Annotated in this window: 25 protein-coding genes; 15 read left to right on the plus strand and 10 right to left on the minus strand. The window is 61.3% G+C overall.

The features are described from left to right. Window positions 1-216 precede the first annotated feature (216 nt). Window positions 217-1,161 (plus strand): peptidylprolyl isomerase, encoded by a 945-nt coding sequence (locus tag ASG47_RS07730; RefSeq protein ID WP_244487057.1) that lies wholly within the window; start codon window positions 217-219, stop codon window positions 1,159-1,161. A 65-nt stretch (window positions 1,162-1,226) separates the two neighbouring features. Here the strand turns inward: ASG47_RS07730 and ASG47_RS07735 are convergent, their stop codons facing one another. Then, window positions 1,227-1,844 (minus strand): TetR/AcrR family transcriptional regulator, encoded by a 618-nt coding sequence (locus ASG47_RS07735; RefSeq protein WP_061908173.1) that lies wholly within the window; start codon window positions 1,842-1,844, stop codon window positions 1,227-1,229. A 97-nt stretch (window positions 1,845-1,941) separates the two neighbouring features. Between ASG47_RS07735 and ASG47_RS07740 the strand changes: the two genes are divergently transcribed. The 4 genes from ASG47_RS07740 (at window position 1,942) to mutT (ending at window position 4,930) form a co-directional block, all read left to right on the plus strand. Then, complete coding sequence (locus tag ASG47_RS07740; RefSeq protein ID WP_061908174.1) at window positions 1,942-2,172, plus strand: hypothetical protein; 231 nt, start codon at window positions 1,942-1,944, stop codon at window positions 2,170-2,172. Window positions 2,173-2,414: 242 nt separating this feature from the next. Further along, on the plus strand, window positions 2,415-3,650 hold the full coding sequence (argJ, locus tag ASG47_RS07745; RefSeq protein ID WP_061908175.1) for a bifunctional glutamate N-acetyltransferase/amino-acid acetyltransferase ArgJ: 1,236 nt from the start codon (window positions 2,415-2,417) through the stop codon (window positions 3,648-3,650). A gap of 114 nt (window positions 3,651-3,764) precedes the next feature. After that, entirely contained in the window at window positions 3,765-4,523 is a 759-nt protein-coding gene (locus tag ASG47_RS07750) for a GNAT family N-acetyltransferase (RefSeq protein WP_061908176.1), read from the plus strand. Then, window positions 4,520-4,930 (plus strand): 8-oxo-dGTP diphosphatase MutT, encoded by a 411-nt coding sequence (gene mutT, locus ASG47_RS07755; protein ID WP_061908177.1) that lies wholly within the window; start codon window positions 4,520-4,522, stop codon window positions 4,928-4,930. Before ASG47_RS07750 ends, mutT begins: the two co-directional genes overlap by 4 nt. A 6-nt stretch (window positions 4,931-4,936) precedes the next feature. Here the strand turns inward: mutT and ASG47_RS07760 are convergent, their stop codons facing one another. Next, complete coding sequence (locus tag ASG47_RS07760) at window positions 4,937-6,415, minus strand: M48 family metalloprotease (protein ID WP_061908178.1); 1,479 nt, start codon at window positions 6,413-6,415, stop codon at window positions 4,937-4,939. Then, window positions 6,412-7,206 carry a thermonuclease family protein gene (locus tag ASG47_RS07765; protein WP_244487058.1) on the minus strand — a complete coding sequence of 265 codons (795 nt, stop codon included), beginning with the start codon at window positions 7,204-7,206 and terminating at the stop codon, window positions 6,412-6,414. Before ASG47_RS07765 ends, ASG47_RS07760 begins: the two co-directional genes overlap by 4 nt. Window positions 7,207-7,351: 145 nt before the next feature. Here ASG47_RS07765 and ASG47_RS07770 point away from each other — a divergent pair, with 145 nt between their 5' ends. Further along, window positions 7,352-8,179 (plus strand): DUF72 domain-containing protein, encoded by an 828-nt coding sequence (locus ASG47_RS07770; RefSeq protein WP_061908179.1) that lies wholly within the window; start codon window positions 7,352-7,354, stop codon window positions 8,177-8,179. Between the two features lie 78 nt (window positions 8,180-8,257). Beyond that, a complete protein-coding gene (locus ASG47_RS07775) occupies window positions 8,258-8,761 on the plus strand; it encodes a disulfide bond formation protein B (protein ID WP_061908180.1) in 504 nt (167 codons plus the stop codon). A 7-nt stretch (window positions 8,762-8,768) separates the two neighbouring features. Here the strand turns inward: ASG47_RS07775 and ASG47_RS07780 are convergent, their stop codons facing one another. From ASG47_RS07780 to ASG47_RS07800, 5 genes are all read right to left on the minus strand, one after another. Continuing rightward, window positions 8,769-9,065 (minus strand): type II toxin-antitoxin system RelE/ParE family toxin, encoded by a 297-nt coding sequence (locus ASG47_RS07780; RefSeq protein WP_061908181.1) that lies wholly within the window; start codon window positions 9,063-9,065, stop codon window positions 8,769-8,771. After that, window positions 9,065-9,325, minus strand: coding sequence for a type II toxin-antitoxin system ParD family antitoxin (locus ASG47_RS07785; protein WP_061908827.1), 261 nt, complete (start codon window positions 9,323-9,325; stop codon window positions 9,065-9,067). The genes ASG47_RS07780 and ASG47_RS07785 overlap by 1 nt, the downstream gene beginning before the upstream one ends. A 78-nt stretch (window positions 9,326-9,403) precedes the next feature. Beyond that, window positions 9,404-9,961: an HNH endonuclease gene (locus ASG47_RS07790; protein ID WP_061908182.1), complete on the minus strand. Its 558-nt coding sequence runs from the start codon at window positions 9,959-9,961 to the stop codon at window positions 9,404-9,406. 89 nt (window positions 9,962-10,050) lie between these two features. Further along, entirely contained in the window at window positions 10,051-10,704 is a 654-nt protein-coding gene (locus ASG47_RS07795; RefSeq protein ID WP_061908183.1) for an alpha/beta hydrolase, read from the minus strand. Continuing rightward, entirely contained in the window at window positions 10,701-11,378 is a 678-nt protein-coding gene (locus tag ASG47_RS07800; protein WP_061908184.1) for a DNA-3-methyladenine glycosylase family protein, read from the minus strand. The genes ASG47_RS07795 and ASG47_RS07800 overlap by 4 nt, the downstream gene beginning before the upstream one ends. On the opposite strand from ASG47_RS07800, the gene gluQRS reads away from it, so the two are divergent. Continuing rightward, a complete protein-coding gene (gene gluQRS / locus ASG47_RS07805) occupies window positions 11,377-12,222 on the plus strand; it encodes a tRNA glutamyl-Q(34) synthetase GluQRS (protein WP_061908185.1) in 846 nt (281 codons plus the stop codon). The genes ASG47_RS07800 and gluQRS overlap by 2 nt on opposite strands. An 80-nt stretch (window positions 12,223-12,302) precedes the next feature. On the opposite strand, the gene ASG47_RS07810 is transcribed toward gluQRS, so the two are convergent. Further along, on the minus strand, window positions 12,303-13,250 hold the full coding sequence (locus ASG47_RS07810) for an NAD-dependent epimerase/dehydratase family protein (protein WP_061908186.1): 948 nt from the start codon (window positions 13,248-13,250) through the stop codon (window positions 12,303-12,305). A 92-nt stretch (window positions 13,251-13,342) separates the two neighbouring features. Between ASG47_RS07810 and ASG47_RS07815 the strand changes: the two genes are divergently transcribed. From ASG47_RS07815 to ASG47_RS07835, 5 genes are all read left to right on the plus strand, one after another. Further along, on the plus strand, window positions 13,343-14,233 hold the full coding sequence (locus ASG47_RS07815) for a LysR family transcriptional regulator (protein ID WP_061908187.1): 891 nt from the start codon (window positions 13,343-13,345) through the stop codon (window positions 14,231-14,233). Between the two features lie 23 nt (window positions 14,234-14,256). Further along, complete coding sequence (locus tag ASG47_RS07820; RefSeq protein ID WP_061908188.1) at window positions 14,257-14,457, plus strand: twin transmembrane helix small protein; 201 nt, start codon at window positions 14,257-14,259, stop codon at window positions 14,455-14,457. Window positions 14,458-14,677: 220 nt separating this feature from the next. After that, a complete protein-coding gene (locus tag ASG47_RS07825) occupies window positions 14,678-15,259 on the plus strand; it encodes a rhomboid family intramembrane serine protease (RefSeq protein ID WP_200940877.1) in 582 nt (193 codons plus the stop codon). A 206-nt stretch (window positions 15,260-15,465) separates the two neighbouring features. Beyond that, on the plus strand, window positions 15,466-15,648 hold the full coding sequence (locus ASG47_RS07830; protein ID WP_046143266.1) for a putative motility protein: 183 nt from the start codon (window positions 15,466-15,468) through the stop codon (window positions 15,646-15,648). Between the two features lie 5 nt (window positions 15,649-15,653). Next, window positions 15,654-15,860 carry a hypothetical protein gene (locus ASG47_RS07835; protein WP_061908190.1) on the plus strand — a complete coding sequence of 69 codons (207 nt, stop codon included), beginning with the start codon at window positions 15,654-15,656 and terminating at the stop codon, window positions 15,858-15,860. Between the two features lie 113 nt (window positions 15,861-15,973). Here ASG47_RS07835 and ASG47_RS07840 read toward each other — a convergent pair whose 3' ends face one another. After that, window positions 15,974-16,633, minus strand: a complete 660-nt coding sequence (locus ASG47_RS07840) for a TlpA disulfide reductase family protein (protein ID WP_061908191.1) — start codon at window positions 16,631-16,633, stop codon at window positions 15,974-15,976. Between the two features lie 23 nt (window positions 16,634-16,656). On the opposite strand from ASG47_RS07840, the gene argH reads away from it, so the two are divergent. Together argH and ASG47_RS07850 are read left to right on the plus strand one after the other, a co-directional pair. After that, a complete protein-coding gene (gene argH / locus ASG47_RS07845) occupies window positions 16,657-18,105 on the plus strand; it encodes an argininosuccinate lyase (protein ID WP_082511634.1) in 1,449 nt (482 codons plus the stop codon). Window positions 18,106-18,314: 209 nt separating this feature from the next. Beyond that, on the plus strand, window positions 18,315-19,040 hold the full coding sequence (locus ASG47_RS07850; RefSeq protein WP_061908192.1) for a gamma-glutamylcyclotransferase: 726 nt from the start codon (window positions 18,315-18,317) through the stop codon (window positions 19,038-19,040). Window positions 19,041-19,061: the final 21 nt, after the last annotated feature.

Consider the following 19,061-nt stretch of genomic DNA (forward strand, 5'->3'; position numbering starts at 1 on the left):
CTGAGATGTAAGAGTGGGGTCCTGTCTTGTCAATGTTGGCGAAATGGGCCACACCTTTCTCGCCCGGCCCCGCTGGTGCCTCGGCACCAGCCCAAACCGACCGGAAAGCGGCACAATTTGGCCCCCTTGTTATGTGAGGCAAGGCGCGCTTTGGGCCCCGCTGCCCCGATTGATCATGCCCGGCCCGCTGGCCGGCCCAGGAGATCCAGGACGTTCATGATGAAGTTTTCCTCGCGCCTGATGCGCACCCTTTGCCTTGCCGCTCTCATTGGCGCTGCGCCGACGCTGGGCGCCTTCGCTCAGGATGCTGCCGCACCGGCCGCTCCCACCGCCGAGGCACCTGCCCCAGTCGCGCCGGAAACTGTCGTCGCCAAGGTTGGCGATGACGAGATCACCGAGGCCGATCTCAACTTTGCCGCCGAAGACCTGGCCCAGGACATCGCGCAGATGCCGGCATCCGAACGCCGCGCCTTTCTCCTTCGCGTCCTCATCGACATGAAGGTCATGGCCGGTGCTGCAAAGACTGCCGGCATGGACCAGACCCCGCTTTTTGCCCAGCGCCTTGAATATCTCAAGGACCGTGCGCTCCGCCGCGCCTATTTCGCCGATGCCATCGCTGCCGGCGTCACCGAAGAGCAGGTTCGCGCCGAATACGACAAATACGTCGCCCAATTCCAGCCGCAGGAAGAAATTCACGCGGCCCACATCCTGGTCGAGACCAAGGAAGAAGCCGACGCCATCGAGACCGAACTCAAGGGCGGCGCCGATTTCGCCACCATCGCCAAGGAAAAGTCGATCGATCCAGGTTCAGGCGCCAATGGCGGCGACCTCGGCTTCTTTTCCAAGGGCATGATGGTCCCCGAATTTGAAACAGCTGCCTTTGCCCTCGCAAATCCCGGCGATATCTCGGCGCCGGTCCAGTCCCAGTTCGGCTTCCACATCATCAAGCTCGAAGAAAAGCGCGAAAGCCAGCCTCCGGCCTTTGAACAGGTCGCGCCGCAGCTCCAGCAGCAGGTTCTGATGCGCGTCTTCAATGAAAAGGTCGCAGAACTGATGAACGGCGTCACCGTCGATGTCACCGACCCGGAACTCAAGGCCGCCATGGACGCCCAGGACGCCGCTGCCGCCGCGCCCGCCGAAGGCGAAGCCGCTCAGCAGTAGTTTTTGAGTTTTTGCAATTTTGGCCACTCGGTTTCGACCGGGTGGCCTTTTTGTTTGGGCAATTGTCAGGCTGGGTTATAGCCCGCGCAGCCCATGAGCATGCCGTCGACGACGCCCTCGATCGAGCCCATCGCCTCTTCGAGCCGGTTGATCAGCAATTGGTGCCAGGCAAAGGAGATGATCATGTCGATGATCAATTCGCCATTGACCTCCGGAGCCAACTCGCCCCGCGCCTTGGCCCGCTCGATGATCACCGCCGTCGTTTTCTTGCGCTCCGTCTGATAGGCAAAGAGCGCAGCGGCCGCATCGGCATCGTTCTGCGCCTCGGCGATGATGGCGCGGTAGACCGTGCCGCAAAGACTATCCTTCCAGAAGCCGAGCAGGTGATTTTCAAGGAGCGATATCAGGTCGCCGCGCACCGACCCCGTATCGGGAAAGCCCCGCGCATTCTTGAACCGCTGATAGACATCGAGCATCAGCAGCGTGCGATTGGGCCACCAACGATAAATCGTCGGCTTGCCCGCGCGCGCACGCCGTGCCACGGCCTCGATGGAAAAACCGGCAATCCCCTCTTCGTTGAGGATTTCCTGCGCCGCATCGAGGATCGCTTCCTGGCTCGCCGGATTACGCCGCGCCCCGATCGATCGCCTGGTGTTTTCGTCTGGTTCAGCCGTGCTGGTCATGGCTTCTATATGGGCCGAAATAATCTCAAAGAAAAGACTTGAACGAAACGGCTCGTTTCATTATTTAACGGAACGTACCGTTTCGATAGAGGTTCCTATGTCCTTTTCCGCTCGTGCCCGCATGGCCTTTCTGATGACATTTGCGGTTTATCCCGTGGTTGTCGTCTACGCGACCATCGTTGCCACCTTCACCCCCGGCTGGGAATTCTGGCAGCGCAGCATGATCCTCGTGCCCTTCATGGCGACGACCATCGTTTTCTTCATCGTCCCCTTCATCACCACCCGTTTCGGCGCCTTCATTGCCGGCAAGAAGAGAGTAGCGGCGTAAGTCCGCAAAGCTTCCCCCTCACCGACTCGGCTGCGCCGGGCCACCTCTCCCCGAGAGGGAGGGGAAAAGGTGGGCCACCTTTTATTCTTCTCCCCCTCGGGGAGAAGCTGCCCGCAGGGCGGATGAGGGGGATCTATCAATAGGCCCCCAACGCTCCCTCACCCCTAAAACCCACCAAGCCTTGCACCCGTCATACTAATCGGGCAAACCGGGACGGTCATTTTACCGCTCAAGGTTTTGCCATGGCTGCCCATCCGGTTTCCCCGCTTGCCCCGAAATCCTATCCGGACCTGCCGGCAATCGATGGCGTGCGCTTCGCCACCGCCGAAGCCGGCATCAAGTACAAGAACCGCACCGACGTCCTGCTGATGACCTTCGACGAAGGCACGACGGCTGCCGGTGTTCTGACCCGCTCGAAATGTTCCTCGGCTGCCGTCGACTGGTGCCGCGCCAACCTGCCTGGTGGCAAGGCCCGTGGCCTCGTCGTCAATTCGGGCAATGCCAATGCCTTTACCGGCGCTAAGGGCAAGGAAAGCGTTCAGCTCACGGCCGACTATGCCGCCAAGGCGCTCGGCTGCTCGACCAATGAGATTTTTCTGGCCTCGACCGGCGTCATCGGCGAGCCTCTCCCTGCCGCCAAGTTTGCCGGCGTGCTCGATGAAGCCGCGACGCGCCTCACCCAGACCCCATGGATCGAGCCGGCCAAGGCCATCATGACCACCGACACGTTCCCCAAACTCTCGGGCGCCGTGCTCGACATCGACGGGGTCGAGGTCAAGATCAATGGCATCGCCAAGGGCTCGGGCATGATCGCGCCCGATATGGCCACCATGCTCTCCTTTGTCGTCACCGACATGCCGATCGCCGCCCCGGTGCTGCAGGCGCTGCTCTCCAAGCACGTCCAGAAGAGCTTTAATTCGATCACCGTCGATAGCGACACCTCGACCTCGGACACGCTCCTCGCTTTTGCCACCGGCAAGGCCAAGCTCGATCCGATCACGAGCATTGACGATCCGCGCGCCGAAATCTTTGGCGAAGCGCTTTTCGATGTTCTCTTTGAACTCGCCATTCTCACCGTCCGTGATGGCGAAGGCGCCACCAAGCAGGTCGCCGTCAATGTCGAAGGCGCCACCGACGACGCCTCAGCCTTCCGCATCGCCAAGTCCATTGCCGATAGCCCGCTTGTCAAAACCGCCATTGCCGGCGAAGACGCCAATTGGGGCCGCGTCGTCATGGCCGTGGGCAAGGCCGGCGAACCCGCCGATCGCGACCGCCTCGCCATCCGCTTCGGCGACCTGCTCGTCGCTGAAAACGGCGAACGCGCCGCGGTCTATGACGAAGCAGCCACCTCCGCCTATATGAAAGGCGAAGAGCTCGAAGTTACCGTCTCCCTCGGCCTCGGCACCGGCTCGGCTACCGTCTACACCTGCGACCTCACCCACGGCTACATCACCATCAACGGCGATTATCGGAGCTGATTTTCAGCGACGATAAAAGCTGAGGGTAAGAGCCCACTGCCGACACCAACACGATGTCACCCCGGCCTTTGCCGGGATGACAGCCGGTGGGTTTGGCGAGAAACGAAGAAAATCATGACCCAATCCCCCCTCCCCTCCGTCGAAACCTTCGAACGCGCCGGCCTAGAAGCCTGGCCCGGCATCGAGGTGAAGTGGGATGGCAATTGGGTGCGCCGCACCGCCGGCGGCTACACCAAGCGCGCCAATTCCGTGCAGTGCTTTGACCCCAATGACGACGCCGATGTCGAAGATCGCATCATCGGCGCCAGCTCCTGGCTCGTCGTGCGCGGCGTCAAACCGGTCTTCCGGATCACACCGCTCTCAGCCCCCGCACTCAACGAAGCGCTCGACGACGCCGGCTGGAACACGATCGACCTTTCGCACCTTTACGCGATGCCTCTCGGCGATCATGAGCCGGACAGCGAGGCAAAGCTCCTGCCGCTCCTCGATCCCGCTTTTCTGTCTGCCCAGCAAAAGCTGCAGGGCCATAGCGAGACAACAATTGCCGGCATGAAAGCCCTTCTTGGCGTCATGGCCGTCCCCGCGACCGGCATCGTCGTTTATCGCGATGGCGAGCCCGTCGCCTCCGGCCTCATGGCGATTTCCAATGACATCGTCATCACCGGTAATGTCGTTACCGACCCCACCCGCCGTCGCCAGGGCCTTGCCGCCGCCATGATGCAGACTGGCCTGAACTGGGCCAAAGCCAAGGGCGCAAAAACCGCCGCCCTCAATGTCCAGGCCGACAATTCCGGCGCCCAGGCGCTCTACCAAAAGCTCGGCTTTACCCACCAATACGATTACACCTATCGCATCCCAGGAGCGGTCAAGTGAGTGAAGCCAAGCCCATCCTGCTGGTCGTCGCCTGCGCTCTCGTCGACGCTGACCGCCGCGTCCTCATCGCACAGCGCCCCGAAGGCAAGCATATGGCCGGCATGTGGGAATTTCCCGGTGGCAAGGTCGAGCAAGGCGAAACGCCTGAGGCCGCGCTCATCCGCGAACTGCGTGAGGAATTGGCCGTCGAGACCAAGGAAGCCTGTCTCGCGCCCCTCTCTTTTGCCAGCCATTCCTATGAGCACATGCATCTCCTGATGCCGCTCTATGTTTGCCGCCGCTGGCAGGGCACGCCACAGACCACTGAGCACAAGGCGCTCAAATGGGTCCGCCCGCAGGCGCTACGGGATTACCCCATGCCGCCCGCCGACGAACCGCTCATCGCGGCTCTCTGTGATTTGCTCTAATAAGGCCTAGTTCGGCCCCACGACCTTATACCGCTCGCCAACCTTGACCGGATCGCCCGGATAAAGATTGTTGAGGATGTAGAAGAGGTCGCGTCCACCCGGAACGCCCGACATCTGCGCGGCGAGCTTGTCTGCCGTATCGCCGGCCTTGGCCGTCACCACGCGCATCGAGAGCTTGCGGATCTGGTTGAGATCGCCGGCTTCGGCACGACGGAAGCTCTTGATCGTCGCATCGGCCCCGGCGGCAAAACGCTGGCTATCGGCCTTTGCAGCAAAGATGAAGCGATAGACCGCCCCATCGAGCCGCATCACGGCGACGCGGAAGAACCACTGTTCCGTCTGCGCCAGGCCCGAAGCCATCTCGATCCCGTTATAGGTATGCGAGGTGACCGTCTCGGACTTGAGCCCGGCGATCCAGCCTGACTTCAGATAATCCGTCAGCGGCATGTTGGGCTGCACATCGGCACTATCGAAGCGCACGGCCTCGCCATCGCCGGCAACGCCAACCACCGCGCTCTGCGCCGTCTGCAGCGTATAACCCTGCGGCACGGTGAAGGTAAATTTCGAGCCCGACTGGATAAACCGATTACCGACAATCGAGCCCTGCGATGGACTGTCGCCAAAGGCGAGCCCGGAGATCGCAGCCATATAGCCTGCGCGATCGGTCTCACCGACCGGCGCCGTCCCAAACATCTGCTGGGCCGTTTCCATAGCCTTCTGAATACGCTGCGGCGTCGAGGGGTGCGACGAGAGGAACCCATTGTTGCCCGCATTTTCGCCGGCCGAGAATGTCGCAAACCGGCTCATCACGCCAAGGAAGCGCGCCGCGGCCTGCGGATCAAAGCCCGCCTTGCCGGCAAACTTGATGCCTTCGCGATCCGCTTCAAGTTCCTGCTGCTGACCAAAGGCCGCCAGCGATTCTCGCGTCCGGTTCGCCGTCGCATCCGTCGATGTGTCGCCACCAAAAATCCCGGTGATGACGCGATCGACGATCTGCGTCGTCCGTGTCTTGTCGGTGCGCGCACGCGCATGGCGCAGCGTCACGTGCGCAATTTCATGCGCCAGAACCGCGGCCAACTCGCTCGTATCCGAAGCCAGGGCCAAAATCCCGCGCGTCACATAGATATAGCCGCCCGGCAGTGCGAAGGCATTGACCTCGGACGTGTCGAGAATCGTCACCTGGAACTGCGCATTGGGCTGATTGGCCGCCGCCAAAAGGCGCCCGACGATCCGCGCCACCATGATTTCGGCTTCGCGATCGGAATATACCCCGCCATAGGCGGCGATGATCCGCGGATGCTCGCGGCGTCCGATGACGACATCATCGGGCTCCGTGCCTTCCGGCACCACCATGGGTGCGGGATTGTCGCCGGTCTTGGTGACGGCGACAGACTTCCCGGTCAGCGACGAGCACGACGCGACAGCCAGGACGGACAAAGCTAGGGCGCCGAGGCGCAGTGACTTGGATAGAGAAAGCGCCGTCATCGCGTCGCCAAAACCTCGATCTGCTCGGGATGGGTGATTTCGATGCGTGGACCATCCCGATCGTCCACCCATCCTCTAATGCGAACCAGCGCCCCCTCAAGCACTGTCGGATCCATGCCATCCGCCTCGAAAAGGCGTAGGGCTGGAGCCTCGATCACAGCGGTGAAGTCTTCTTTCCAGAAGCGGCCAAAATTGAGGTAGACACGAGAGCCAGACCGGTCGGCGAGGAAAACCCTGCCTTCCACCAGCTCATAATGTCCAACCCGATTCAGCAACTCGTCCGGTCGGTCCGCCGCCCGCACGCTGTAATAGGGATTGCTCCAAATGCCAAGCCGCTCCGTGCGCGCCCGCGCCTCGGCGGCAAAAAGCTGATCGAGACAGGCGCGATTGTCGGGGAACGAATAGACCCGCGCCAAGCCCTGTTCGACCATGAAAAGCTGCGCCCAGATTTCCCCATATGCCGTCTCGACGAAGAGATGCGCCAGCGCGCGGTCATAGCGGTCGATGCGTTCGCCACCAAAACCGAGCCGAGCGGGCTTGTTGAGCGAAAGATCGGACAGCACCTTTTGCGCTTCGGGCGCCAGCGGCCAGGTCTCAAAACCTTCCCGGCCGAGCGGTAGTTTTGGCGCCTGCGTCCCGATCAGCCGCACCTTGCGCCCATCGTTCAGAACCACCGTGTCGCCATCGGTCACTTCGACGATCGTCCCGCCGGGCATCATGTCGAGGCTCTCGCATGCCAAAGCGGAATTGGCCAGCAAGGCGAAGGCGGCAGTCGACAAAAGCTTATTCACGCGCAATCCGGCCCCCGAAAGACTTCGTTCACCATAAGGACCAATAAGGCAAAAAAGCATTACCAGATCCTGACCATCCCCGATCACAAGCCGAGATTGCCAATCACATCGCTCTCAGCCAAGCTCGGGGAAAAGGGGAGTGCACATGAGCAAGACGGGAACGATCCGCACAGGCACGGCAGGCTGGGTCTTTGCGCCCTGGCGCGGCACCTTCTTTCCCGAAGGGCTCGTGCAGAAAAAAGAACTCAACTATGCCAGCCGGCATCTGACCAGCATCGAGATCAACGCCACCTTCCGCGGCAACCAGAAGCCCGAAAGTTTTGCGAAATGGGCCGCCGAGACGCCTGAAGGGTTTCAGTTCTCGGTCAAGGGTCCGCAGCTTGTGACCCATATCAAGCGGCTCAAGAATGTGACCGAAGCGCTCGCCGGCTTCTTCGCCTCCGGCCCGCTGGCCCTGGGCGATCGCCTCGGCCCCTTCATCTGGCAATTGCCGCCCAATCTCAGCTACGATCCCACGAGCTTTTCACCATTCCTTGCCGCTCTGCCCCGCGACATCGAGAGTTATCTCGCCTTGGCGAGCAAAGCCGACGGTGCCAAGGCCTCGCCCTATCTTGAGGCCAATGGCCTCACTGATTTCCGGCACGCCGTGGAAATGCGCCATCCGAGCTTTCACACGCCAGAGGTCGATGCGCTGCTGCGCGAACACAACGTCGCCCGCGTCATCGCCGATACGATCGACAATCCAAGCCGTGACCTGACCGCCGATTTCGCCTATTGCCGCCTGCAAGGTCCAGCCCGGCCGGACGCCACTGGCTACGATGACGCCGACATCGAAGATCTCGCCAAAACCATCACCGGCTGGCGCAATGGGGGCATAGACACCTATGCCTATTTCGTCCACGAGGACAAACTGCATGCGCCGGCAAATGCCATGGCGCTGGCGGCCAAGCTTGGTATTCCACCGAAGAGCTGATCACGTCCCCGTGCTCCGCTGGTTTTTGCCGTAAAGCGGAGCTATCGCACCCACTCCAAGCGTCACTTGAGAATTTTCATGGCAACTCTGGCCTCCCGCCCCCTCGACAAACTCGCCACCGGCGCAGCATTCTTTCTCGGCTTCGCGACCATTCTGGGCGCCCTTGGCAGCCAATATATCGGGGGCCTGCAGCCCTGCGAGCTCTGCCTCGAACAGCGCCTCGCCTACTACTGGGGCCTGCCGCTTCTCGCGCTCATTTTCATCCTCTGGAACCGCCTGCCGCTGCCTGTCTGGTATACTGCCATGGCCATCGCCACCGCGATCTTTGCCTGGGGCACCTATATGGGCGCCTACCATGCTGGCGTCGAATGGCGTTTCTGGCCCGGCCCCACGGCCTGCACGGGCGTTGGCGGCCCCATGAGCTTTGATCAGCTCAACAACATGACGCCCGTCATCGGCTGCGACGTCGTCCAGTTCCGCTTCCTCGGCATTTCCCTCGCCGGCTATAACGCCCTGATCTCGCTGGCGATGGTGGTGCTCCTGATCGCCGCGATGGTGTTTCAGGCGCGTCGGAAAGCTTAGTCAGCGGTCAATTTTGCCCAAGTGCAATATCCACATCCATTGCACTGGAAATGATGCGGACGATTACGACTTCTGCGCCATTGACCTGATAAATGATTGAGTATCTCTCATAGATACGCCTTCGGTATCCAAGGGCCTCGTAATCCTCTAGCTGTGCGAAACGGAAAGGTATGTCGGCTAAGTCTAGGCACGCCTTCAAAAGCTCCTTGGCAAATGAGAGCGCGCGTATCGGGTTATCTGCCGCGATGAAGTCCGTAATCGTCTCAATGTCCGCTTCGGCAAGGTGAGAGACGGTTACATGCATCAGCCACTCACCTTCGCCATGGATTCATACTTGGCGATAAGGCGCTCGAAAACTTCCTCGATCGGCTTGGTTCTACCAGCATCAATATCCGCTTGTCCCGCCGCTAGCGCTGCACCCAGTTCTCGCAATCGCGCCTCACGCTCCTGCACCAGCCGCACGCCCTCACGCAAAACTTCGCTCTTGGAATTGTACCGCCCGTTTTCGACGAGATCGTTCACGACCTTTTCGAGCGTCGCACCTAAATCTGCACTGATTGCCATGTCGATATCTCCTGCAAACTCCATCCAATAATAGTTATTGGCGCAGTCTGCAGCAAGTCCGCATAACCACCGACGCCTTTAGGGCTCGAGCTCGATGTCCCAATAGAGATAGTCGAGCCAGCTCTTGTGCAGGTGGTTCGGTGGGAACGCGCGGCCGTTATTGTGGAGATCATGCACGCTTGGCGCGAACGGCGCCTGATGCGGAAACATCTTGATCTCGCTCGGCAACCGGTTTGCCTTTTTAAGGTTACATGGCGCACAGGCCGCCACCACGTTTTCCCACGTCGTCAGACCGCCCTTCGAGCGCGGAATGACGTGATCGAATGTCAAGTCATCACGCGAGCCGCAATATTGGCACTGGAAGCGATCGCGCAGGAAAACGTTGAAGCGGGTAAAGGCCGGATGCCGCGCCGGCTTCACATAATCCTTGAGCGACACGACGCTCGGCAATCGCATTTCGAAGCTGGGCGAATGGATGACCGTGTCATAAAGCGAGACGATATTGACCCGCTCGAGGAACACCGCCTTGATCGCGTCCTGCCACGACCATAGCGAGAGCGGGTAATAGCTGAGCGGCCGAAAATCGGCGTTCAACACGAGAGCGGGACAGGCCTCAGGCGACACATGGATGGTCACGAGAGTCTCCCGAAGCGGGAATCTGTAAAGTCCATAGCCCCTTTATAGTAAGCCCTTTGTGTCAGGGCTGTGAAGCGGGGATGAAGGACTTATTTCGCGGCAATTTTCGCTATGAAATCGCTGGCAAAGCTGAGTCCATCAGGCGAAATCCCGTGCCCCACGCCGCGGCTGACGTGATAGCTCACATCAAAGCCGGCTTTGGTCAGCACGGCATTGGCGTCGCTTGAGAGATTGGGATCGACCACCTGATCCATATCCCCATGGACAAGGCAGATCGGCGGCTTGGCCATAGTGTCGCCGCCGAGGCCCTCGGGCGGTAGATAGGCGCCAGAAAAACCGATGACACCCATCAACCGCTCCTTGAGCGCCGTGCCGGTGTGAAGCGCCATCATGGCCCCCTGGCTGAAGCCAGCGAGAATTGTGCGCTCGGGCGCTATGCCAGTTTGGGCCCAGAGATCGCGCAGAAATTCCTCAATCACCGGCCGCGCTTCCAAAATGCCCCGCTGCCGTCCCGCAACGCGATCACCGGTCCAGTCGATCGAGAACCACTGAAAGCCGCTCATGCCCGTCGGCGTCGGCGCATTGGGCGCGACGAACAGCGTGCCCGGCAGCAGGCTCTGCCAATGCGGCGCGAGGCCAATAAGGTCATTGCCGTCGCTGCCATAACCATGCAGCAGCACCACTGCGCTGTCCGGCGCCTGCCCATTGGCTGGCGCCATCATCGGACCCGAAAGCTTGGTCATAGAAGAATTCCCTCCCGGTCACGCATCATCGCGAAATAGCGCCAGAACAAGAGAGCCGCCGCCGAGCGATGCGGCGACCAGCTCTCGGCAAGCCCGATCATTTCCTTGATCGTCGGTCGCGCGTCAAGCTCGAGACCGTGATGCGCGGCCTTGAGGAGCGCCAGGTCTCCGGCGGGAAAAATGTCGGGATGCGCAGCGCAAAAGAGCAGATAGACCTCAGCCGTCCATGGCCCGATCCCCTTGAGCGCCACCAGCGCCTTAATCGCTTCCTCTGCCGGCAGCGCATCCACCTCGGCAAAGTTGAGTTCCCCTGCCACCACCGCCTCGGCAATCGTCCGCACCGCAGCAAATTTTCCGCGCGAAAACCCGGCGCCCCGCACAGTCTCCTCGTCGAGCAGCAAATAACTCTCGGGCTCCAATGCTCCGGGCAAAAGGGAAAACCGACCCCAAATCGCCGCCGCGCTTTGCACCGAAAGCTGCTGCCCGCAAATCACCTTGGCCATGCCGGCAAAACCCTTGGGATTGACCCGCGGCAATACCGCACCGACCCGCTCACGCATGGGAATGAGCTCGGGCACCAAAGCCATCAGGCTATCGAGATGAGCCGCAACGCCCTCCGGCGTATCGATCCGCGGTGACGCGCCCGGCGCGAAAGTGCTAACTGCAATAACCATGTCAAAACCACTTCTTCGCTTCGCCCCAAGCCCGAACGGACGCCTCCATCTCGGCCACGCCCTCTCCGCACTCGTCACCTGGACGGCCGCCAAAACCTGGGGCGGCACCGCGCTTTTGCGCATCGAAGACATCGACATCAACCGCTGTAAACCCGAATTTACCGACGCGATTGTCGAGGACCTCCATTGGCTTGGCCTCTTCTGGCCCGAACCGGTCATGATCCAGTCCGAGCGCTTCGAAGTTTACGCGGAGGCTGCGAACCGATTGCGCCAGCGTGATCTGATTTATCCCTGCTTCTGCACCCGCGCCGAAATCGCCGCCCATGCCGACGCCACCGATCCCGATGGCGCGCCGATCTATCCCGGCACCTGCAAACATCTCTCCAATGCCGAGCGCATCGAGCGCTTCGAGCGTGGCGACCCCGTCCAGTTCCGCCTCCATACCGATCTCGCGATCGAGGAAGCCGGCATGCTGACCTATACTGTTATCGGCCCGACGCTGACCGACCGCCCCCAGATCCGCTACGCCCGTCCCCAGCGCTGGGGCGACGTCGTGCTTCAGCGCAAGGACATCGGCACCAGCTATCACCTCAGCGTGGTCGTCGACGACGCCGCCCAGGGCATCACCCACATCACCCGCGGCCGTGACATGGAAGCGGCCACCGATATTCACGTCCTCCTCCAGATGCTGCTGGGCTATGCGACGCCCATCTATTACTTCCACCGCCTCCTCCTCGACGACGATGGCCAAAAGCTCTCCAAATCCAAAAACAGCCAAACCCTCGCCGATCTGCGCAGCGAGGGTTGGACCGCCGACGATGTGAAGCGGGCCGTCGGCTTTTAAAAAAGTCGCGAAGCGACACCTCTCCCTCTGGGGTAGAGGTCGACGGCAAAGTCGGCGGTTGAGGGGGCCTTCTTCCTAACTCAAGCCGCCTTCTTCGCCTCCACAAACTCCTCCACTGTCGCCGCCACGGCCACCTCGAACGGCGTCAAGAACCCCCCGCCCAATATCGATTCGAGCCGCGGATCGACCAGCTCCATCTCATGGGTCCAGAGATAGCGCATGCGATGCAAATCCCGCATCACGGGATTGATCAGCCCCATCATCGCCAATCCCCACCATGGGAAAGCCCCAACCTTCAAATTTTGCGGCAGGGCGGCTTCGATCGCCGCCATCACCTGGCGATGCGCGACCCAATGGCCGGCAAAGTGGAAATTCTCGAACGCCTGCAAACTCTCGCGCTTTTCGGCCAGCACCGCAAAGGCTCGCGCCAGATCGGGCAGATAGGCCCAGCTATGGCGCATATCGAGATCGCCCATGTGATAGATCCGGCCCTTGCCCAGATCCATCAGCATGCCATCGCCGAACCATTCGCCGCGATTGCCCGGCCCATAAAAATCCCCGCCGCGCAAAATGATCGTCTGAAACTTGCCCGCCGCTGCAGCCTCCCGCAGCATGGTTTCGAGTTTGATGCGGATCTCCCCGCGCGGCGCCTCGGCACTCTGCCGCGTCGCGGGCGAAACGACCCGGTCCCCGGCGCGATAGTTGTAAATCGTGCCCGGAAACAGCAGCGTCTTGCCGCTCGTCCCCAGCGCATCGATCACCACTTGCAACTGCTTTTCCGAGCGGCCATTGCCCCATTGGTCATAGGGCAGGTGGAGCGCATGGACGACGACATCAGCTTCCGCGATCGCGGCCCGCACCACCCCGACATCATCCGCATCACCCGCGACAAACGTCGTGCCGCTGACCGGACGCCGATTTGTCCGCCCCAGTCCCGTAACCTCCCACCCCGCATCGCGAAACGCGATCATCGCCGCATTCCCGATATGGCCATTGCTGCCGAGGACCGTCACCTTGCCCTTGCTCATTCTTCAGCTCCATTGTGCGATTGCTGAAGCTCACTCTGCGCGCTACAGATATTTATAGCGATTGCGCAAAATTCGAGATTTGATATTCACCCATGAATAGAGAGCCGGACTGGTCCCTGTGGCGCAGCTTTGCCGCCGTCATCGAAAACGGCTCTCTTTCAGGCGCGGCGCGAGCGCTCAAATCCAGCCAGCCCACTGTTGGCCGCCATGTTGAACTGCTCGAAGACCAACTCGGCGTTCAGCTCTTCGAGCGGAGCCTCTCCGGACTAAAGCCCAATGAAACAGCTCTAAAACTCTATGGCCCCATTGCCCGCGCCAAGGGCGAACTGGCCGAGGCCACCATGATGGCCGAAGGCGCCCAGGACGATACCGGCGGCACGGTCCGCATCACCGCCAGCACCATGATTTCCAATTATGTGCTGCCCGAAATTCTCTACGCCATACGCATGCTGCATCCGCGCATCGCGCTCGAAATCGTCCCGACCGATGCTGCGGGCAATATCCTGATGCGCGAGGCCGATATCGCGGTTCGCATGTTCCGCCCCACCCAGCTCGAACTGGTCACAAAACACCTCGGCGATATTCCCGTCGTTCCTATCGCCCATCAGCGCTACCTCGCGCGCCGCGGCCGCCCCACGAAAGCCGAAGAGCTCTGGAAACACGATCTCCTCGGCTTTGACCGGTCAGACGCGATCATCCTCCACGCCCAAAAGCTCGGTTTTCCGCTCACCCGCGACAATTTCATCATCCGCTCCGACGACCAGCCCCATCTCTGGGAAGCGATCCGTGCGGGGCTCGGCATCGGGTTCGGCCAGGCCAATCTGGCGCGACAAACGCCGGGGCTCGAAATCCTGCCCATCGATCTGGCCATCCCGCCCCTCCCCATATGGCTGACGACGCATCGGGAACTGTTCACCTCCCATCGCATTCGTGCCATCTATGATGCCTTGGCGGAGCGCCTTTCCGCCTATATGCAGGGCTGAACGCCGCACATAGTCAGGTCGTTATGGACACTCTTCTCAATATCGGCATCGCGCTGGCCCTCCTTTTCGTCGTCATCGTTCTCGGCATGGGCCTATGGAACATGACCAAGGGCGGCTCGTCCAACACCAGCCAGCGCCTGATGCGCCTCCGCGTCATGGGCCAGGCCGTCGCCATCATCCTCCTCATGGGCGCCCTCTTCTTCTTCGGCGGCCGCGGCGGCTAAGCCATCATCCCACCTACAGAAGCACCCCTCTCCCTCGGGGGGGAGGTTGGGTGGGGGTGGTCGAGAGCCCCCGACACACCATGCAAACAACTGACGTCTTGGCGAAAGGAGAAAAACCCTGTTCCTCCCCCTCCATGACGTCAACCCGCACCGCCATGTCGGCTTCCCCTATGTCACCTATGGCCTCATCGGCCTAAACGTCCTGATTTTCCTCATCCAGATGCTGATGCCGCCCTCGGCGATCAACGAGGCGGCCATTCGTTTCGGCATGATCCCGATCGTCGTCCGCGATCTCTACCCTGCCCCGCTCCCCTGGCTCCCCGATTGGGCGACACTCCTTACCTATGCCTTCCTTCATGCCGATTGGCTGCACCTCCTGACCAACATGCTCTTCCTCTGGGTTTTTGGTGACAATATCGAGGATGCGCTGAGCCACATTCGCTTCGTCGCCTTTTACTTTGCCTGCGCTGTCCTTGCGGCGCTCGCCCATCTCGCCTTCAACCTCGATGGCAATGGCCCTCTTATAGGCGCGTCCGGCGCTGTCGCCGGTGTCATGGGCGCTTATATCCTCCTCTTCCCCCATGCCCGCGTCTTTGTCCTCGCGCGCATCGTCATTCCCATTCCGCTGCCCGTCCCCGCCTTCTGGATGCTCGGCTTCTGGGTCGCCACCCAGCTTTTCTATGTCCTTATAGGATCGACCGAACCCGTCGCCTGGTGGGCTCATATCGGCGGCTTCCTGGCCGGCATCGCCCTCGCCCCACTGATGCGCCGCAAAAGTGTTCCGCTTTTCGGCGGGCGATAAACGACCCTCACTCACAAGCGCCACACCTCCCCCTTGATGGGCTCTGACCCGTCCCGTTGGGGAATTCGCTCCAGCGGAGCGAATTCAGGCGAGGAGGCCGGGAGGGGTGTAAGGAGCCACGAAGCCTGAGTTCCGCAGACACTTTCTTTACCCAAAACCCTTAACCTAACCCGCGTCTCGTAAGTATCGCGTCAGGACAATCAGCCATGGATACCGACCTCGCCTCCAGCCTCATGGCGGCTCGTAGCGCCCAGACGCATCAGTCGGTCCAGATCGCGATCGTAAAGAAGCAGCACGATATGCAGACCCAGCTTCTCGACATGCTGCTGCAACCGGCCCAGGCCGTGCTCCCGCCCGGTCAAGGCACGCAGATCGACAAATCGGCGTAACGCCGATGGCCAGCGCCATCGCTACCAATCCAAATGCCATGGTCACCCGCCTCGCCCTCCGCGATGGCGCCAGCACCAATTCGCTCCTCGCCCAGGTCGCCAAATCCCGCGGCGAGATGCTCGCTGCCCAAGCCGAAGAAGCCCGCTCGGAAACCCCGAGCAAAGCCCTGCTCACGCCCACCAATGGCGCGGAAGTCGATCTTTTGGTTTAGGCACGAGTGCACTAAGGCACGTTCCAGAACTCGGTCGTCACCCCGGCCTTGAGCCGGGGCCCATCCTGAAATCTGGAGATGGATCCCGGATCAAATCCGGAAGCCGTGGGCTGTTACCCCCTCAGCCCGATCAACGCGTCGATAACCGCCTTGCCATCGCGGCTGTTCCACTCCGCCGGCCCCTGCAACACCGCGATCTCACACCCTTCGGGATCGAGCAGCAACGTCGCCGGCAGGCCCACCGCCACCGCCTCGCGCTTCAGTCGATCGAAGGCGGCAAACGTATTGTCGGCATAAAGCGGCAGGTTCTGGAATTTTCCCTCGGCCAAAAACTCTTCGGCCTTGCCGAGGCCGCCCTCTCCGATATCGAGATTGATCGGCACGACCTGGAACTTGTCCGAATTATACTCGCCGGCAATCGCGTCGAGCGCCGGCATTTCTTCCCGGCACGGCACGCACCAGCTCGCCCAGAAATTGACGAGTAGCGACTTGCCCGAAAAGTCGGCCAGCGTCATCGCCTTGCCGCTCTCGTCCTTGAACGCCATGTCGGCATAACCCCGGCCTTCCCCTGTGCCCATGAGCGCGGCAAGTTCCCCTGTGGCCGCCGCATCGACCACCTGCGCCTGCGCGATCTTGGCGGGGCATGAGTTGGCCTGGGCAGTGTTGCCGAGATAAATCCACGCCGCTATAGCTAGCGCCAAACCTGCGACCCCCACCCCCAGAAGCGCCGGCACTGTTCGGCGGGCTGGTTTGGGCTGGCTGGTTTCCGACATGGGTAACTCCCGAAAGGCATAAGATGAGCAACAAGATGTGGGGCGGCCGTTTCGCTTCCGGCCCCGACGCCATCATGGAAGAAATCAACGCTTCGATCGGTTTCGACCAGCGCCTTTTCCGCCAGGATATTGCCGGATCCAAAGCCCATGCCACAATGCTCGCTGCCACTGGCATACTGACGCAGGCCGATCGCGATGCGATCCTTGCGGGTCTAGACGAGGTGCTCGCCGAAATCGAGAACGGCTCGTTCAAATTCTCGCGGGCGCTCGAAGATATTCATATGAATGTCGAATCGCGCCTGCGCGAAAAGATCGGCGATGCCGCCGGCCGCCTCCACACAGCCCGCAGCCGCAACGATCAGGTCGCCACCGATTTCAAGCTCTATGTCCGCGACACCATCGATCACCTGGTCGCCCAGATCCACACGCTGCAATTGACCCTCGTCAAGCGCGCCGAGGAAGAAGCCGAAACCATCCTCCCCGGCTTCACGCATCTCCAGAACGCCCAGCCCGTCACCTTCGGCCATCATCTCCTCGCCTATGTCGAAATGCTGGGCCGCGACGCCGGTCGCCTCACCGATGCGCGCCGCCGGCTCAACGAAAACCCGCTTGGGTCCGCCGCCCTCGCCGGCACGCCCTATCCCATCGATCGCGACATGACGGCAACGGCCCTCGGCTTTGACCGCCCGACCGCCAATTCGCTCGACGCCGTTGCCGACCGCGATTTCATCCTCGAAACCCTAGCCGCCGCCGCCATCTGCGCCATGCACCTTTCCCGCTTTGCCGAGGAAATGGTCATCTGGTCCTCGGCGCAGTTCGGCTTCATCCGGCTCTCGGACAAGTTTACCACCGGCTCGTCCATCATGCCGCAAAAGCGCAACCCGGACGCGGCCGAACTCGTGCGCGCCAAAATCGGCCGAATCATGGGCTCGCTCAACTCGCTCCTCGTCGTCATGAAGGGCCTGCCGCTCGCCTATTCCAAGGACATGCAGGAAGATAAGGAAGTCGCCTTCGACGCCCTCGACGCCCTCTCCCTTTCGCTCGCCGCCATGACCGGCATGGTCGCCGACATGGTCCCGAACCGCGAAAAGATGCACGCCTCGGCCTCCGCTGGCTTCTCGACCGCCACCGACGTCGCCGATTGGCTCGTCCGCGAACTCAACATTCCCTTCCGTGACGCCCACCACATCACCGGCCAGATCGTCGCCCTCGCCGAACAAAAGAATTGCGGCCTAGAAGGCCTCACCATCGAGGACTTCAAGACCGTGGACCAACGCATCGATAGTCGCATCCACAAGGTGCTGACCGTCGAGGCCTCCGTCGCCGCGCGAAAATCCTATGGCGGCACCGCCCCCATCAACGTCATGGCCCAGGCCGCCCGCTGGAAATCAGCCCTTACCGGCGAAGACCACCAACCCCAGCCGCTCACCAGAAAGAAGCATGGCGGCCATGGCGATGGCGGTGTTGAATAAAGCGACGAACTACTCCACGCTTAATCATCGAGGCAGACACCTCCGCTCCTGAGCGCGTCATCCCCCTCCCCATCCCTCCCCGCAAGGGGGAGGGTGCCGGACCAGTGGATTTGGCTCCTATCGAGTTCGAAACTCGATCTGCATCTCCCCCTCGACGGGGGAGGTTGGGAGGGGGTGCCGGCAGCCGTTGATGTGGCGAGAGAAAATTCATGCCTGACAAAAAGCGACAGATGCGCCTCAGCCCGCGCCACGTCGCCTATCTCCAGCCCGAAACCGTCAGCGAAGACCTGCCCCCACCGCCCGAGGGTATGCACCAGGCCTCCGAAGCCGACCACCTCGCGACCATCGCCAAATTCTTCGGTGACGCCGACCCATCTGACGAAACCTGGATCTTCGCCTATGGCTCGCTGATCTGGAAACCCGCCTGCGACTTCGTTGAAGTGCGGACCGGCCTCCTCCACGGCTGGCATCGTGCCTTTTGCCTCGGCTGGAACAACCGTTTCCGCGGCAGTGACGAAAACCCCGGCCTCATGCTGGCGCTCGATCGCGGCGGCGCCTGCAAGGGCGCGCTTTACCGCCTCCCGCCCGGCCGCCGCGACGAATGCCTGATCAAACTTTTCGAGCGCGAAATGAGCTGGCTGCCAAGCGCCTTTCCGCCGCGCACGGTCAGCGTCCGCTCCGGCGAGCGCAAGATCAACGCCTTGACCTTCTGCATCGACCGTAATTCGGGCCGATACATATCGGGCCTCTCCGAAGCCGAGATCGCCGATGTTCTCGCCAAGGCCGTCGGCAGTCGCGGCTCAATGGCCGACTATCTCTTTGCCACCGTAGAACACCTCGAACAGATGGGCCTCCACGACCCTCACCTCTGGCGCCTCCAAAACCTCGTCGCAGAGCGCATCGAAGCCGTTTATGAGACGGATCGAGAAGTCTGACTTTTGTTTTTTGGGCCTTTG

Source organism: Devosia sp. Leaf420 (genome assembly GCF_001425445.1).
Classification (GTDB): domain Bacteria; phylum Pseudomonadota; class Alphaproteobacteria; order Rhizobiales; family Devosiaceae; genus Devosia.